Raw genomic sequence first — 13,826 nt, forward strand, 5'->3', positions numbered from 1 at the left:
TCGCGTCAGCCCTTGGCGACTTCCTTCGCAAACGTATCGCGCAGGCCGATGGTGCGTGAAAACACTGGCTTTCCGGGCGTCGAGTCCTTGTCGCGCACGAAATAGCCCTGACGCTCGAACTGCATCGGCTCGATGGAATTGCTCTCGGCAACCGATGCCTCGATCCGCGCGTCGGCCAAAATCTCCAGCGACTGCGGATTGAGATCTGCCGCAAAGTTCGAGGCGTCCGGGCTCGGATTGGCGAACAGCTGGTTGTAGATGCGGATCTCCGCGGGCACGGACGTCGCCGCTGGCAGCCAGTGCATGGTCGCCTTGACCTTGCGGCCGTCGGGCGCGTTGCCGCCCTTGGTCGCGGGGTCGTAGGTGCAGCGCAGCTCCACCACCTCGCCCGCGTCGTTCTTGATCACGCCGGTGCACTTGACGAAATAGGCGTAGCGCAGCCGCACCTCGTTGCCCGGCGACAGGCGGAAGAATTTTTTGGGCGGGTTCTCCATAAAATCGTCCTGCTCGATATAGAGCTCGCGGCCGAAGGTGATCTTGCGCGTGCCCGCGCTGGGATCGTCCGGATGGTTGATCGCCTCGAGCTCCTCGGTCTGCCCTTCCGGATAGTTCTCGATCACGACTTTCAGCGGCCGCAGCACGCCCATGCGCCGCTGCGATGTGCGGTTCAGCTCCTCACGGATGCAGAATTCGAGCATGCCGACATCGACCACGCTGTTGGCCTTGGCCACGCCGATCCGCTTGACGAATTCGCGCAAGGCCGCCGGCGGCACGCCGCGACGACGCATGCCCGCTATGGTCGGCATGCGCGGATCGTCCCAGCCGGCGACGTGGCCGTCGCGGACGAGCTGGGTCAGCACGCGCTTGGACAAGAGCGTGTAGGTCAGGTTCAGCCGCGCGAACTCGTACTGGTGAGGCTTGGACGGCACCGGCAGTTTTTCGATGAACCAGTCATAGAGCGGCCGGTGATCCTCGAACTCCAGCGTGCAGATCGAGTGCGTGATGCCTTCGATCGCGTCCGACTGGCCGTGGGCGTAGTCGTAGCTCGGATAGATGCTCCATTTGGTGCCGGTGCGCGGATGGTGCGCATGCAGGATGCGATAGAGCACGGGGTCGCGCAGATTGATGTTGCCGGCACCCATGTCGATCTTGGCCCGCAGCACGCGCGCGCCGTTCGGGAATTCGCCGGCCTTCATGCGCCGGAACAGGTCGAGATTCTCATCTACGCTGCGGTCGCGGAACGGCGAGTTCTTGCCGGGCTCGGTCAGCGTGCCGCGCGAGACGCGGATCTCCTCCTGGGTCTGGTCGTCGACATAGGCAAGCCCGTCGCGGATCAGCTGCTCCGCCCATTCGTACAGGCGGTCGAAATAGTCCGAGGCGAAGAACAGGTTCTTGCCCCAGTCGAAGCCGAGCCAGCGCACGTCGGCCTGGATGGAATCGATATATTCCTGCTCTTCCTTGACCGGATTGGTGTCGTCGAAGCGCAGATTGCAGCGGCCCGGAAACTCCTGGGCGATGCCGAAATTGAGGGCGATCGACTTGGCGTGGCCGATATGGAGATAGCCGTTCGGCTCCGGCGGGAACCGGGTCACGATCTCCTGGTACTTGGCCTGATCGAGGTCGGCCTGGATGATGTCACGAATGAAATCGCGCCCAACGTCAGTCGCCACCGGTTCTGTCATTACGAAAATCCTGTAGGGAAATCAGCGGCCCTTCTGCCAAATTCGGGAGGCTGAGCCAAGCCCGGTTTCGCAGCCGTTATAAGCTGTTCGGAAACTATTATAAGTGGTTCCTCTCGAATTACGCACTCTTTGGATGGCATACTTGCTCCACTTCAAGACGCCCCAAGGATTCCCGAAATGACCATCGTCGGCCGCTCGTTCGTCCCGTTGTTGATGGCGGTGATGGTGGCAGGTAGCAGCGCTGGTCTCGCTCTCGCAGGAGAAGCCAAGGCGGCGACCAGTGGCGTGGCTGTCGAGAGTCCTGGTCAAGGCGAACTCAAAGGTTTCGTAGCGACGCCGCAAACCGAGGCCGGCGGCAACCGCGCCTTCCTGCTCGCACCTAACAGTTCGTGGTTCCTCTCGACCTCCCCCGGCGCTTCCGGCGCGCGGCTGATCGACATCAACAGCGGCATAACGCTCCGATTTCTTACCAGCCCAGGCTTGCGTATTGCCGCCCTGTCGATCTCGCCCGACAGCAAGACCGTCTTCGCTCGGGACGACGACGGACACGTCGTTGCCTGGAATGCCGCCACGGGACGGCCAGCCGCAAGCGAACTCCAGCCGGATCTGCACGAGATCGCGAGGCTTTCCTTGTCATACGAGAGCAACGACCCCGAGAACCGGGCGCCGCCCGAGTTGCTATCGCGCTACCACCTTCAATCGCACTTTCCTGAGTTGAAGCAATCCAACGAGATTATGCTCAACCCAACGCAGGAATACGCGATCGTCGGATATGTCGGCGACGCCGACTGGAAGACTTTTCAGGTCTGGGATTTAAAAAAGGAAAGGACCGCGGTTTTCTTCCGGCTGGCGAATGATGCCTGCGGCGGCGCTCCTTCGGCTTTCGACTATGATGGCAAGCATCTCGTTTTCGGCAATAGCGGCGGCGGGTGCGATCCCAACCATATCGATTTCACGGTTTTCGAGATCTCCTATTCTCGTCCCGACACAGAGCCCAGAACGGCCAAGGCAACTCAAAGCCTGGGCATCAAATGCAGTTTTCCCCCAGATTCCGGCGAGGTAGCTAGCCAGGATTTCGCGATCTCACCGAGTGGCAACTTGATGATGAGGGGTGGAGGAATGCCGGGCAGCCCCGAGTGGGCTGCGTGGGATCTTCGCAACGGCAAGCAGTTCGCCTCCATTCGCCCGGACGGCTATGGCATCGTTTCAGATGACGACAGCACGATCGTCGTGCTGCACGATCTGCAGCCCGACGATCCGTCGCCAAGCCAGCTGATGACGGTCAGGCGGCGCGGCAAAAAGGCGACCTTCGAAATTCCCCGGAGCATGCAGGCCCAGAACTGGCGGCCCGTCATCCTCTCTCCAAACGGTCAGTGGATCGCATCGATGGTCGGCGGGAAAGTCGCGGTCTGGTCCTCCGATGACGGCAAGATCCTGAAGGAATACGACGTCGGCGATCGCGGCAGGATCACCGACATTCTGCGGCTCTCGAATACGGGCGATCCATTGCTGATCAATGAAGATGAGGGCACCGCGTTCGTTAAGGGCACTTGGCAACCCGTGCGCTCCGTCGAGAACGGACTGATTGTACCTCTTACACCGTATTTTCATGCGGAGTGCGGCGTCATCTTCTGCGATCGGGTTGTTGCAGATCTCGGCGTCGTTGAGCGCAAGAGCCTCCAGGGTCCCCTGCATGCGGATGTCCGGCAAAATTTGTCCGCGGACGGCCGGTTCATGATTGTCCGTCTGGATTATACCGCCAGCGGAGCTTCACGCGGAACCAACATCACAGATATCGTCGACGGGCACGTCGTCATGCATCTCGATGAGTTTCCCATCCAGTTTTTATCGGATGGGGCGCACATCATAGCGCGGGATGCTGACTTTGGCAGCTTCGTCAAATACGAGATCGCCACCGGGAAACGCGTATGGACGGCCATCCCAAATTGGAGGCGAAACGGTTTCCACATGATCTTACCGGACGGCCACGTCCGCTACACTCCACCACGAGCGGACGATTTGCGGTTGGTGCGCGGATTTGATATCCGGCCGTTCGATGCCGCGGCAGCGAAACAGTTCGTCGCACCGTCTGATCGCTAGCCCGCTTTGGCGGCTTGGATAGCACAGAACCGAGTGGCTGTACCCGTCGGTTGCCAAGTTCGGGACCGCACGCCTGGTTCCGTGCCCGGTCCAGCTAAACCTTGGCCATCCTGGCACGCACGCGCTCGACAAAGGCAGCCCGGGAGGCTGGTGTCGACCGATCCATATCGTAATGCGCCAAATAGAATGAGCCAGCGCGAGGTCCGCACATTGGCTTCAGCGCCCGAAATAGCACTTTGCGGCCGGGGTCTTGCATGACAATCCGGGTCAGCCACCACGGCGAGCCGTAGCTCGTCACGACGCCGAACAAGCGGATGTTGGTCAGCAGCGGCCTGATGCGCCCGCCCTCCAGATCGTGGGCAAATGCCGTTCCCGGCGCCCAGACCCGGTCGAAATAGCCCTTGAGCATGGCAGGCATCGAAAACCACCAATGCGGAAAGCAGAAGATGATGCCGTCGGCGCGCCGCACATCGGTGATGAGGCTGGCCACCGCCTCCTCGGCATAAGCACCCTGATAATAGCTGCGCCGCTCCGCCTCGGTCATCGCCGGCGAAAATCCCTCGCGGTAAAGATCGGTGGCGATCACCTCGTGCCGGAGCTTCAGCGTCTCGACAATGGTTTGGAACAGCGCGTGATTGTAGCTGTCCGCGAGCGGATGGCTATGAACGACCTGGATTAGCATTGGTAAAATCTCCCATGCCTATGATACACGGTCGCCCCACCCCTCCACTGTCCTTGCTCGCTATCGAATGACCGCATCCCAGATCATCACCCGCTTCGCTCCCTCCCCGACCGGCTTCCTCCACATCGGGGGCGCCCGCACGGCGCTGTTCAACTGGCTCTATGCGAAGAAGCACGGCGGCAAGATGCTGCTCCGGATCGAGGACACCGACCGGGAGCGCTCCACCGAGGCTGCGATCGGCGCCATCCTCGATGGCCTCAAATGGCTCGAGCTCGGCTGGGATGGCGACGTCATCTACCAGTTCAGCCGCGCCGCCCGCCACCGCGAGGTCGCCGAGCAGCTGCTCGCCGACGGCAAGGCCTATCGCTGCTACGCCACCGCCGAGGAGCTCGCCGCCATGCGCGAGAAGGCGCGCGCCGAGGGGCGCACCCGCCTCTATGACGGCATGTGGCGCGACCGCGATCCGGCCACGGCGCCAGGAAGCAACGTGAAGCCGACGATCCGGCTGCGCGCGCCGCAGACCGGCGAGACCGTGATCGAGGACCAGGTTCAAGGCCGCGTGGTCTGGCAGAACGAGAATCTCGACGATCTCGTCCTGCTGCGCGGCGATGGCAACCCGACCTACATGCTCGCGGTGGTCGTGGACGACCACGACATGGGCGTCACCCATGTCATCCGCGGCGACGACCATCTGATCAACGCCGCCCGCCAGAAGCAGATCTACGATGCGATGGGCTGGACGCTGCCGAGCATGTCCCACATTCCTCTCATCCATGGTCCGGACGGCTCAAAACTGTCCAAGCGGCACGGCGCGCTCGGCGTCGACGCCTACCGCGCCATGGGCTACCTCCCGGCCGCACTCCGCAACTACCTCGTCCGCCTCGGCTGGAGCCATGGCGACCAGGAGATATTCTCGACCGAGGAGATGATCGCGGCCTTCGACCTCGCCAATGTCGGCCGCGCCGCCGCCCGCTTCGACTTCGCCAAGCTGGAGAACCTCAACGGCCACTACATCCGCCACGCCGACGATCAATCACTCGTGAAGATGTTCGAGGACGTGCTGGATCACGTCGTGCCCGCCCGCGACGAGATTAAGGCCAAGTTAAACGACACCACGCGTGCCCAGCTGCTCAAGGCCATGCCGGCCCTGAAGGAGCGCGCCAAGACGCTGATCGAGCTGATCGACAGCGCCTATTTCATCTTCGCCGACCGCCCGCTGCAGCTAGATCCCAAGGCGGCGGCCCTGCTGACGCCAGAGAACCGCAAGCTGATCGGCCAGCTTCATTCCGCGCTGGAGAATGTCGAGACCTGGAGCGGCGCCACCACCGAAGCTGCGTTGCGCACTTTTGCCGAGGAAAATAGTCTCAAGCTCGGCGCGGTCGCCCAACCCTTACGGGTGGCGCTGACCGGCCGCACGACGTCGCCTGGCATATTTGAGGTTTTGGACGTGCTGGGACGCCAGGAAAGCCTTGCCCGGCTGAAGGATCAGGCCAAGGACGAGGCTACGACGTAAGTCGACCATGGCTGCCATGATCTTGCAGCGCACACAGCAATAATATACCCATCTGAGCCGTAGCTTCTGGAATATCCGGCCTGCCCCACCATGTCATCGGGGCCTTCCGGGTCCGGCCCGTTTCACCTTACATCGGGGACCTCTGATGGACGCAAAACCAAGCAATAAGACCGCCACGCTGACGGTCGGAAACAAGAACTACGATCTCCCGATCCACAGCGGCAGCGTCGGGCCTGATGTCGTCGATATCGGCAAGCTCTACAGCCAGTCCGGCCTATTCACCTACGATCCCGGCTTCACCTCGACCGCGAGCTGCGAGTCCAAGATCACCTATATCGACGGCGACGCGGGCGTGCTGGAATACCGCGGCTACCCGATCGAGCAGCTCGCCGAGAACGGCGACTTCCTCGAGACCTGCTACCTGCTGCTCTACGGGAACCTGCCGACCGCCGCGCAGAAGAAGGATTTCGACGACCGCGTGATCCATCACACGATGGTGCACGAGCAGATGGCCCGCTTCTTCCAGGGCTTCCGCCGCGACGCCCATCCGATGGCCGTGATGGTCGCCTCCGTCGGCGCGCTCGCCGCATTCTACCACGACAGCACCGACATCAACGATCCGAAGCAGCGCATGATCGCTTCCATGCGCATGATCGCGAAGATCCCGACGCTGGCGGCGATGGCCTACAAGTACACCGTCGGCCAGCCCTTCGTGTATCCGAAGAACTCGCTCTCCTTCGCCGAGAACTTCCTCAACATGTGCTTCGCCGTGCCGTGCGAGGACTACAAGATCAACCCGGTGCTCGCCGACGCGCTGGACAAGATCTTCATCCTGCACGCCGACCACGAACAGAACGCCTCGACCTCGACGGTGCGTATCGCCGGCTCCTCCGGCGCCAACCCGTTCGCCTGCATCGCGGCCGGCATCGCCTGCCTCTGGGGCCCGGCGCATGGCGGCGCCAACGAAGCGGCGCTGGCGATGCTTGCCGAGATCGGCTCGGTCGACAAGATTCCGGAATTCATCGCCAAGGTGAAGGACAAGAACTCTGAAGTCCGCCTGATGGGCTTCGGTCACCGCGTCTACAAGAACTACGATCCGCGCGCCAAGATCATGCAGAAGATGTGTCACGCCGTTCTCAAGGAGACCGGCCATGGCGACGATCCAATGCTGAAGGTGGCGCTCGAGCTCGAGAAGATCGCACTCAGCGACCAGTACTTCATCGACCGCAAGCTGTACCCGAATGTCGACTTCTATTCGGGCATCACGCTGAAGGCGATGGGCTTCCCGGTCTCGATGTTCACCGTGCTGTTCGCGGTCGCCCGCACCGTTGGCTGGATCAGCCAGTGGAGCGAGATGATCGAGGACCCGCAGCAGAAGATCGGCCGTCCGCGCCAGCTCTACACCGGCGTCACCCGCCGCGACTACGTCGCGATCAAGGATCGCAAGTAAGATCGGACCTTAGGTTCAGCGGAACGGCGCCATCGCAAGATGGCGCCGTTTTTGTTTGTGTAGATGCCGTAAGGACCGGGCCCTCTTGTTGCCCCGCACAACAACAAGTCGGCCCATCACACCGACGAGCGCTTGACAGTCGAAACACTCCGCGCGCAAATTCTTACACTAAGTAAGAATGACGACAGGGATGGAAATGCCGGAGCAGCCGAGAAGTCGGCGGCAGACGCGCGCTGCCATTTTGACCCATTTGCTGCAGTCCGGCGGCTCGTTCCGGCCGCCGCTGGCGCGCGCCGTGCGCCTGTCCGAAGCGAGCCTGTCGCGCATCCTGTTCGACCTGAAGGCTGAAGGCCTGATCGAGGAGGTGCGGCGCCCTGCCCCTTATGTCGGCGGCCCGACGGGCCTGGTGTCGCTCGACCGCACGGTCGCACTTGCGGGCCTCGAGCTGACCGGCCAGTGGCTCGGCCTCGGCGTTGGCGGATTGTCGGGCGAGCTGCATTACACCGAGCGTGTACCGCTGCCCAAGAAGCCCACCATCGAATCCGTCGGCCGGGTGTTTCACGAAGCGCTGGCGTTGCTGCGCGACTGGACGCTCAGGCGCCGCATCAGGCTCGCACAGGTCGGCGTGACCGTTCCGGGCCTCGGCCGGCTCAGCGAGTTCGGCAATCCGATCATTCCCTGTGACGTCGGACGTATCGGCGACATGTTCGCCGAATTATTCGCGGGCGTGCCGGTCACCTTCACCAATTCGGTGGTGGCGCACGCCACCTTTCACCGTTGCCGCTCCGAAAACTATCCGTTCAGCGATGCGCATCTGTTCGTCTTCGTCGGCCAGGGCGTCGCGGGCGCCTGGATGGATGATCCGATCGAGGACGACGCGCTCGACCCGGTCGAGCTCGGCCACATGGTCTTCGGCGCTGACGGCCCGCGTTGCCGCTGCGGACATCACGGCTGCGTCGAAGCCTATACGTCGCTGCCTGCGCTGGCCGACCTTCTCCGCGTCACCGAAACAGAATTGGTCCAGCTCGGCAGTGAATGGGTGACCACGATCCCCCTCACATCGCGCGTACGCCAGGAACTGCGCCAGCGCCTGTTTAGGCTTGGCCTCGCCATCGGCAACACATTGAACGTCAAGCCATGTCGCGGCGTTGTCGTCAGCGGCTGGCCATCGCTGCTCACTGACGACGATCGAAAGGCCGTCATCGACGGGATCGACTCCTGCCTGCTGGGCGGCCGGAAACTGGCGCAGGTGTCGCTCGCCTTCGTGCCGCCCTCGATGGGCAACGATCCGCAGGCCGCGCTCGCCTTCGCCGCACTCTGCCTGACCAGAAGCGGCGGCATGCCGGCCGCATCGACGGAGGCCGCCTGACATGACTTAAGCCGCGTGCGGCTCGCGCACGCCAAGAACAGCGCAAAACAGCGCAAAGAACTTCAAACCGGGAGGAACTTGCCATGCCGATCACAACAACAAGGCGCCGTCTGCTCGCTGGATCTGCTGCCGCGCTCGCGCTGCCGGCCTTTGCCCGTGCACAAGGCGCGGTCAAACCGCGCCTCACCGCGATCTCGCAATGGTCCGCAGGAAGCGACGGGGCGGCGATCACCGCGCTCGGCAAGAAGTTCGAGGAGAAGGGCGGCGTCTGGCAACACTCGCCCGTCCCCGGCTTCACCACCGAGATGATGAACAAGCTGCGCGCCCAGATCATCGCCGGAGACCCGCCGGCCTGCTCCCAGCTCAAGGGCCCCGAGATTGCCGCCTGGTCGAAGATTGCGCCGACCGTCGATCTTGACGCCGTGGTCGCGGCTGCCGGCTACGAGAAGGTCGTCGCGCCAGACCTTGCGAAACTGCACAAGCCGGGAGGCAAGTGGATCGCACTGCCACTCCAGATCTACAGCACCAACATGCTGTTTCTCTCCAAACGCGCAATGGACAAGGCCAAGGCCGACAAGCCGCCGGTTACGTGGGCGGATTTCAATGCGCTCGCCGAGAAGATGAAAGCCGCCGGGGTCACCTTCCCCGTCGCCAACGGTGGCACCCGCGCAGACGATGGGCAAAAATTCGAGGCCTCGCTCGCCGGCATCAGCCCGACGGCATACCGCGCCGCCTGCATGAATCTCGACAAGAAGGCCCTGGAGGGTCCCGAGATGAAGGCAGCCTTCGTGCAGATGCGCAAGCTCACCGAATGGATGGACCCCAATGTCGGCGCCCAACCCTATGCAACTAATCTGAAGCGCTTTATCGACGGCGATTCGGGCATGTTGATCATGGGCGGCTGGGCGCAGGGCGTGTTGAAGAACGCCGGCTACAAGCTCGATGACTTCATCATCGCGCCAGGCCCCAGCGACAATGGCAAGCCGGTATTCCTGTTGAACGCCGATGCCTTCATCTTCTGGCAGCGCAAGGAGGCCGATCTGCAGGCCGGCCAGATGTTGATGGCTCAGCTCGTGATGGATCCGGCGATCCAGACCATGTACTCGCAGATCACGGGGTCGATCCCCGTGCGCACCGACGTCGATCTGACCGGTGAGGGCTGGTCGGATGGTCAACGCACAACCGCGGCCGCATTGAAGAATGCCGTCGCGAACAATCAGGCCGTGCTGAGCCTCGCGCACAATATGGCGCAGGAAAACGGCCTGACGGCTGCGATGATCGACGTGTTCACGGAGTATGCGAAGAACAAGACGATCAAGCCGGAGGAGGCCGTTACCCGCCTCGCCGAGGCCGTCGAGGGCGCACGTTGACCGACGCCGTCGCGACAGCAGCGCGGCCGGCGACATCCGAGATGGTGCGCCGGCTGCCCGAATATCTGATGATCTGGGTGCCGCTGCTGTTGTCCGCAGCGCATCTCATTTCGTTCTCGATCTGGACGATCTGGATTTCGTTCACACCATCCACTCTTGTTCCGGTCACGGGCTGGGTGGGCTTGCGCAACTACAGTTCGGTCTTGGCGTCGCGGAACTGGCAAATCGCCTTCGACAATCTGCTGCTGTTCGGCATCGCTTTCGTGCTACTGAGCTTGATCACCGGTCTCGCACTCGCGATCCTGCTCGATCAACGCATTCGCGGCGAGAACGTGCTGCGGACCATCTTCCTGTACCCCCTCGCGGTGTCGTTCGTCGTCACCGGCACGGTGTGGAGCTGGCTGCTCAATCCCGGTATCGGGATCGAGAAGCTCGCCCACGACCTCGGCTGGAGCGCCTTCCACTTCGACTGGCTGGTCAACCGCGACATGGCGATCTGGACCATCGTCATCGCTGCGATATGGCAATCTTCCGGATTTGCCATGGCCCTGTTCCTGGCCGGCCTTCGCTCCGTCGACGCCGACATTATCAGGGCCGCGCAGATCGACGGCGCGGGACCGATCCGAACCTATTTGCGCGTCATTCTGCCAACGCTTTGGCCGATCACCATCACCGTCGTCGTCGTCCAACTGCAATTCGCGATTTCGGCCTTCGACCTCGTCCGCGCGCTCACCAATGGCGGGCCCGGCATCGCGACCCAGCTGCCGGCCCTTGTCGTCTACGATCTGATGTTCCAGCGCAGCCAGCTCGGCCGCGGAGCGGCTGCGGCAGTGCTGATGTTGCTCATCCTACTCGCGGTGCTGCTGCCCTATGCAGCGTGGCGTTATGTCCAGCGACGGCAGGCCACCCATGCGTGACCGAAGCTTCGCCCCGAGCCGGATTCTGATCTATCTGGTCGTGACATTGTTCGCGGCCGCCTATCTCGCGCCGCTGGTCGTTGTCGTGCTGAACTCGCTCCGGACCAATGAGGAGATCGCGCAGGGTTCCATGATCGGCTGGCCGCAACATTTGGCCTGGGGCAACTACGCCTTGGCCTGGAGCGGTTTCTGCATCGCCGAGACCTGCGCCGGCATCCGGCCGTACATGCTGAACTCCGCGCTCGTCACGATCCCCGCGACGATCTTCTCGACCCTGCTCGGTGCTGTCGCCGGTTACGCCGTGTCGCTTTGGCGTTTTCGCGGCGACAACTGGATCTACGGGATCGTCACGCTCGGCCTCTTCCTGCCCCAGCAGATGCGCCTGCTGCCCTGGACCATCGTGTTGCGGGACATCGGGCTCATCAACACGCTGTCGGGTCTCGTGCTGATCCACACGATCCAGGGTCTCTCCTTCACCGTGCTGTTCTGCCGGAATTATTATATCGCCATTCCGCATGAACTGATCAGGGCGGCACGCATCGATGGCGCCGGGTTCTTTCGTATTTTCTGGCGCATCATCCTGCCGCTCTCGGCCCCTATCCTGATCGTCACGGTGATCTGGCAGTTCACGCACATCTGGAACGAGTTCCTCTATGGCGTGACATTCACGACCGGCCAGCAGCAGCCCGTGACGGCCGCGCTCATCGCGCTGTCTGCCGCGGTCGCGGATATCCCGCAGCATGGCGTGCAGAGCGCTGCGGTGATCATCGCGGCGCTACCCACTTTGCTGATCTATCTCTTCGGCGGCAGGTATTTCGTACGCGGTCTCACTGCCGGGGCCGTAAAATGATGGATGTGTCATGGCAGCTCTGAGCATTCGCGCCCTGTCGAAGCGCTACGCCAATCTGGAGGTGCTGAAGGGCATCGACCTCGACATCGAGAGCGGCGAATTCACCGTGCTGGTCGGGCCGTCCGGCTGCGGCAAGTCCACGCTGCTCAACATCGTCGCCGGGCTCGACCGGGCAAGCGACGGCACCATCGAGATCGGCGGACGCGTCGTCAACGACGTCCCGCCCAAGGACCGCGACATCGCCATGGTGTTCCAGTCCTACGCGCTCTATCCGTCGATGACGGTGCGCCAGAACATCACCTTCGGCATGGAATGCCGACATGTCACCAAGGCGGAGCAGGAGAAGGCGCTGGCGAACGTGGCCAAGCTGCTCCAGATCGAGCCGCTGCTCGGCCGCAAGCCGTCGCAGCTGTCCGGCGGCCAGCGCCAGCGCGTGGCGATGGGGCGCGCGCTGGTGCGCGATCCCCTGCTCTTCCTGTTCGACGAGCCGCTCTCCAATCTCGACGCCAAGCTGCGGGTCGAGATGCGCATGGAGATCAAGCGGCTGCACCAGCGCATCGGCGCCACCATCATCTATGTCACCCACGACCAGATCGAGGCGATGACGATGGCAACCCGCATCGCCGTGATGCATCGGGGTGTGGTGCAGCAATTCGCCGACCCCGACACGGTGTATCGCTATCCTGCCAATCTGTTCGTCGCCCGCTTCATGGGCTCGCCGCCGATGAACACGATGGCTGCACGGCTCGAGGCCGACGCCGGCGGGCCTGTGGCGGTGATCGGTGCAGGCCGGCCGGACGAGGTTCGTCTCCGCCTGCAGGGGTATGACGCAGCTGCGTCCTATGTCGGCCGCGAGGTGGTGATTGGAATCCGGCCGGAATGCATCGCAGAGGGCGATCGCGTGTTTTCCGGCGCCACGGGCGCGCCGGTCATCGTCACCGCGCCTGTCGAGCTGGTCGAGCCCACCGGCGCTGAAACCATTGTCCTGCTGCGGCTGGGCGGCGAGCCCGCGCAGGCGCGCATCTCGCCGGACATCCGCCCGACGCCGGGCGGGACCGCCTCCTTCGCCCTCGATACCCGCCGCATTTGCCTGTTCGACCCTGAGACGGAGCGACTGATCGCATGACCAAGACGAGCTATGCCAGCCTCGCGGACCGCGTGGTGCTGATCACCGGGGGCGCCAGCGGCATCGGCGCCGCCTTCGTGCGCGCTTTCGCCGCCCAGGGCGCTCGCGTCGCCTTCCTCGACATTGATACGCAGGCGGGCGAAGCGCTGGCGCACGAGGTGGCGAAAACGTCCAGCACCGCGCCGCTATTCGCGCCCTGTGACCTCCTCGACATCGACGCCCTGCGCGCGGCGCTGGCGAAGGTGCGGGGATCGCTGGGCGATGCCGCGGTCCTCGTCAACAACGCCGCCAATGACCAGCGCCAGGTGCTGGCAGAGGTGACGCCGGCCGAGTTCGACTGGATGATCGGCGTCAATCTCAAGCACGTCTTCTTTGCCGCGCAAGCCGTGGTGCCGCAGATGCAGGCCCGCGGCGGCGGCTCGATCATCAACATGTCGTCCATCGCGTGGATGCGCGGCGCACCGGCACTGCCGGCCTACGCCGCGGCAAAGGCGGCGATCGTCGGCTTCACCAACTCGCTGGCCCGGCTGGTCGGCCCCGACCGCATCCGCGTCAACGCGATTGCGCCGGGGATGGTGATCACCGAGCGGCAGCGCCGGCTGTGGTATCCGAACGAGCAGACCATCGCCGAGCTGCGCACACGCCAGGCCATTCCCGATGCGGTGACACCCGACGACATCGCGAATATGGCGCTGTTTCTCGCCTCAGACGAAAGCCAACGGATCACGCGCCAATGCTTTCAGGTCGACGGGGGCCTCGGCTAGCTC

Annotated in this window: 11 protein-coding genes; 9 read left to right on the forward strand and 2 right to left on the reverse strand. The window is 63.2% G+C overall.

Features of this window, described 5'->3' with window-relative positions; translation table 11 throughout:
* Positions 1–5: 5 nt before the first annotated feature.
* Positions 6–1,682: a glutamine--tRNA ligase/YqeY domain fusion protein gene (locus ACLFLU_RS23720; RefSeq protein ID WP_426407278.1), complete on the reverse strand. Its 1,677-nt coding sequence runs from the start codon at positions 1,680–1,682 to the stop codon at positions 6–8.
* Between the two features lie 177 nt (positions 1,683–1,859).
* Between ACLFLU_RS23720 and ACLFLU_RS23725 the strand changes: the two genes are divergently transcribed.
* Positions 1,860–3,782 (forward strand): WD40 repeat domain-containing protein, encoded by a 1,923-nt coding sequence (locus tag ACLFLU_RS23725; protein WP_426407279.1) that lies wholly within the window; start codon positions 1,860–1,862, stop codon positions 3,780–3,782.
* Between the two features lie 94 nt (positions 3,783–3,876).
* Here ACLFLU_RS23725 and ACLFLU_RS23730 read toward each other — a convergent pair whose 3' ends face one another.
* Complete coding sequence (locus tag ACLFLU_RS23730) at positions 3,877–4,464, reverse strand: NAD(P)H-dependent oxidoreductase (protein WP_426407280.1); 588 nt, start codon at positions 4,462–4,464, stop codon at positions 3,877–3,879.
* Positions 4,465–4,531: 67 nt separating this feature from the next.
* Here ACLFLU_RS23730 and gltX point away from each other — a divergent pair, with 67 nt between their 5' ends.
* The 8 genes from gltX to ACLFLU_RS23770 all read left to right on the forward strand — a co-directional run bounded on the left by gltX (position 4,532) and on the right by ACLFLU_RS23770 (position 13,823).
* Complete coding sequence (gene gltX, locus ACLFLU_RS23735) at positions 4,532–5,977, forward strand: glutamate--tRNA ligase (RefSeq protein WP_426407281.1); 1,446 nt, start codon at positions 4,532–4,534, stop codon at positions 5,975–5,977.
* 145 nt (positions 5,978–6,122) lie between these two features.
* Positions 6,123–7,427 (forward strand): citrate synthase, encoded by a 1,305-nt coding sequence (gene gltA, locus ACLFLU_RS23740; protein WP_426407282.1) that lies wholly within the window; start codon positions 6,123–6,125, stop codon positions 7,425–7,427.
* 190 nt (positions 7,428–7,617) lie between these two features.
* Positions 7,618–8,796 carry an ROK family transcriptional regulator gene (locus tag ACLFLU_RS23745; RefSeq protein ID WP_426407283.1) on the forward strand — a complete coding sequence of 393 codons (1,179 nt, stop codon included), beginning with the start codon at positions 7,618–7,620 and terminating at the stop codon, positions 8,794–8,796.
* Positions 8,797–8,879: 83 nt separating this feature from the next.
* The gene (locus tag ACLFLU_RS23750; protein ID WP_426407284.1) at positions 8,880–10,166 is read left to right on the forward strand and encodes an ABC transporter substrate-binding protein; all 1,287 of its coding nucleotides are present in this window, start codon (positions 8,880–8,882) and stop codon (positions 10,164–10,166) included.
* Positions 10,163–11,083, forward strand: a complete 921-nt coding sequence (locus tag ACLFLU_RS23755; RefSeq protein ID WP_426407285.1) for a carbohydrate ABC transporter permease — start codon at positions 10,163–10,165, stop codon at positions 11,081–11,083. The genes ACLFLU_RS23750 and ACLFLU_RS23755 overlap by 4 nt, the downstream gene beginning before the upstream one ends.
* A complete protein-coding gene (locus tag ACLFLU_RS23760) occupies positions 11,076–11,933 on the forward strand; it encodes a carbohydrate ABC transporter permease (protein WP_426407286.1) in 858 nt (285 codons plus the stop codon). The genes ACLFLU_RS23755 and ACLFLU_RS23760 overlap by 8 nt, the downstream gene beginning before the upstream one ends.
* A gap of 10 nt (positions 11,934–11,943) precedes the next feature.
* On the forward strand, positions 11,944–13,059 hold the full coding sequence (locus ACLFLU_RS23765; protein WP_426407287.1) for an ABC transporter ATP-binding protein: 1,116 nt from the start codon (positions 11,944–11,946) through the stop codon (positions 13,057–13,059).
* Positions 13,056–13,823 (forward strand): SDR family NAD(P)-dependent oxidoreductase, encoded by a 768-nt coding sequence (locus ACLFLU_RS23770; protein WP_426407288.1) that lies wholly within the window; start codon positions 13,056–13,058, stop codon positions 13,821–13,823. The genes ACLFLU_RS23765 and ACLFLU_RS23770 overlap by 4 nt, the downstream gene beginning before the upstream one ends.
* Positions 13,824–13,826: the final 3 nt, after the last annotated feature.

Source organism: Bradyrhizobium ganzhouense, assembly GCF_049949285.1.
Lineage (GTDB): Bacteria > Pseudomonadota > Alphaproteobacteria > Rhizobiales > Xanthobacteraceae > Bradyrhizobium > Bradyrhizobium ganzhouense.

Excerpts from the sequence above, each read along its gene's own strand:
- gltX (WP_426407281.1), top strand. The coding sequence starts at position 4,532 with ATGACCGCATCCCAGATCATCACCCGCTTCGCTCCCTCCCCGACCGGC.
- ACLFLU_RS23750 (WP_426407284.1), top strand. The coding sequence starts at position 8,880 with ATGCCGATCACAACAACAAGGCGCCGTCTGCTCGCTGGATCTGCTGCC.
- ACLFLU_RS23770 (WP_426407288.1), top strand. The coding sequence starts at position 13,056 with ATGACCAAGACGAGCTATGCCAGCCTCGCGGACCGCGTGGTGCTGATC.
- ACLFLU_RS23725 (WP_426407279.1), top strand. The coding sequence starts at position 1,860 with ATGACCATCGTCGGCCGCTCGTTCGTCCCGTTGTTGATGGCGGTGATG.
- gltA (WP_426407282.1), top strand. The coding sequence starts at position 6,123 with ATGGACGCAAAACCAAGCAATAAGACCGCCACGCTGACGGTCGGAAAC.
- ACLFLU_RS23730 (WP_426407280.1), bottom strand. The coding sequence starts at position 4,464 with ATGCTAATCCAGGTCGTTCATAGCCATCCGCTCGCGGACAGCTACAAT.
- ACLFLU_RS23760 (WP_426407286.1), top strand. The coding sequence starts at position 11,076 with ATGCGTGACCGAAGCTTCGCCCCGAGCCGGATTCTGATCTATCTGGTC.
- ACLFLU_RS23765 (WP_426407287.1), top strand. The coding sequence starts at position 11,944 with ATGGCAGCTCTGAGCATTCGCGCCCTGTCGAAGCGCTACGCCAATCTG.
- ACLFLU_RS23745 (WP_426407283.1), top strand. The coding sequence starts at position 7,618 with ATGGAAATGCCGGAGCAGCCGAGAAGTCGGCGGCAGACGCGCGCTGCC.
- ACLFLU_RS23720 (WP_426407278.1), bottom strand. The coding sequence starts at position 1,682 with ATGACAGAACCGGTGGCGACTGACGTTGGGCGCGATTTCATTCGTGAC.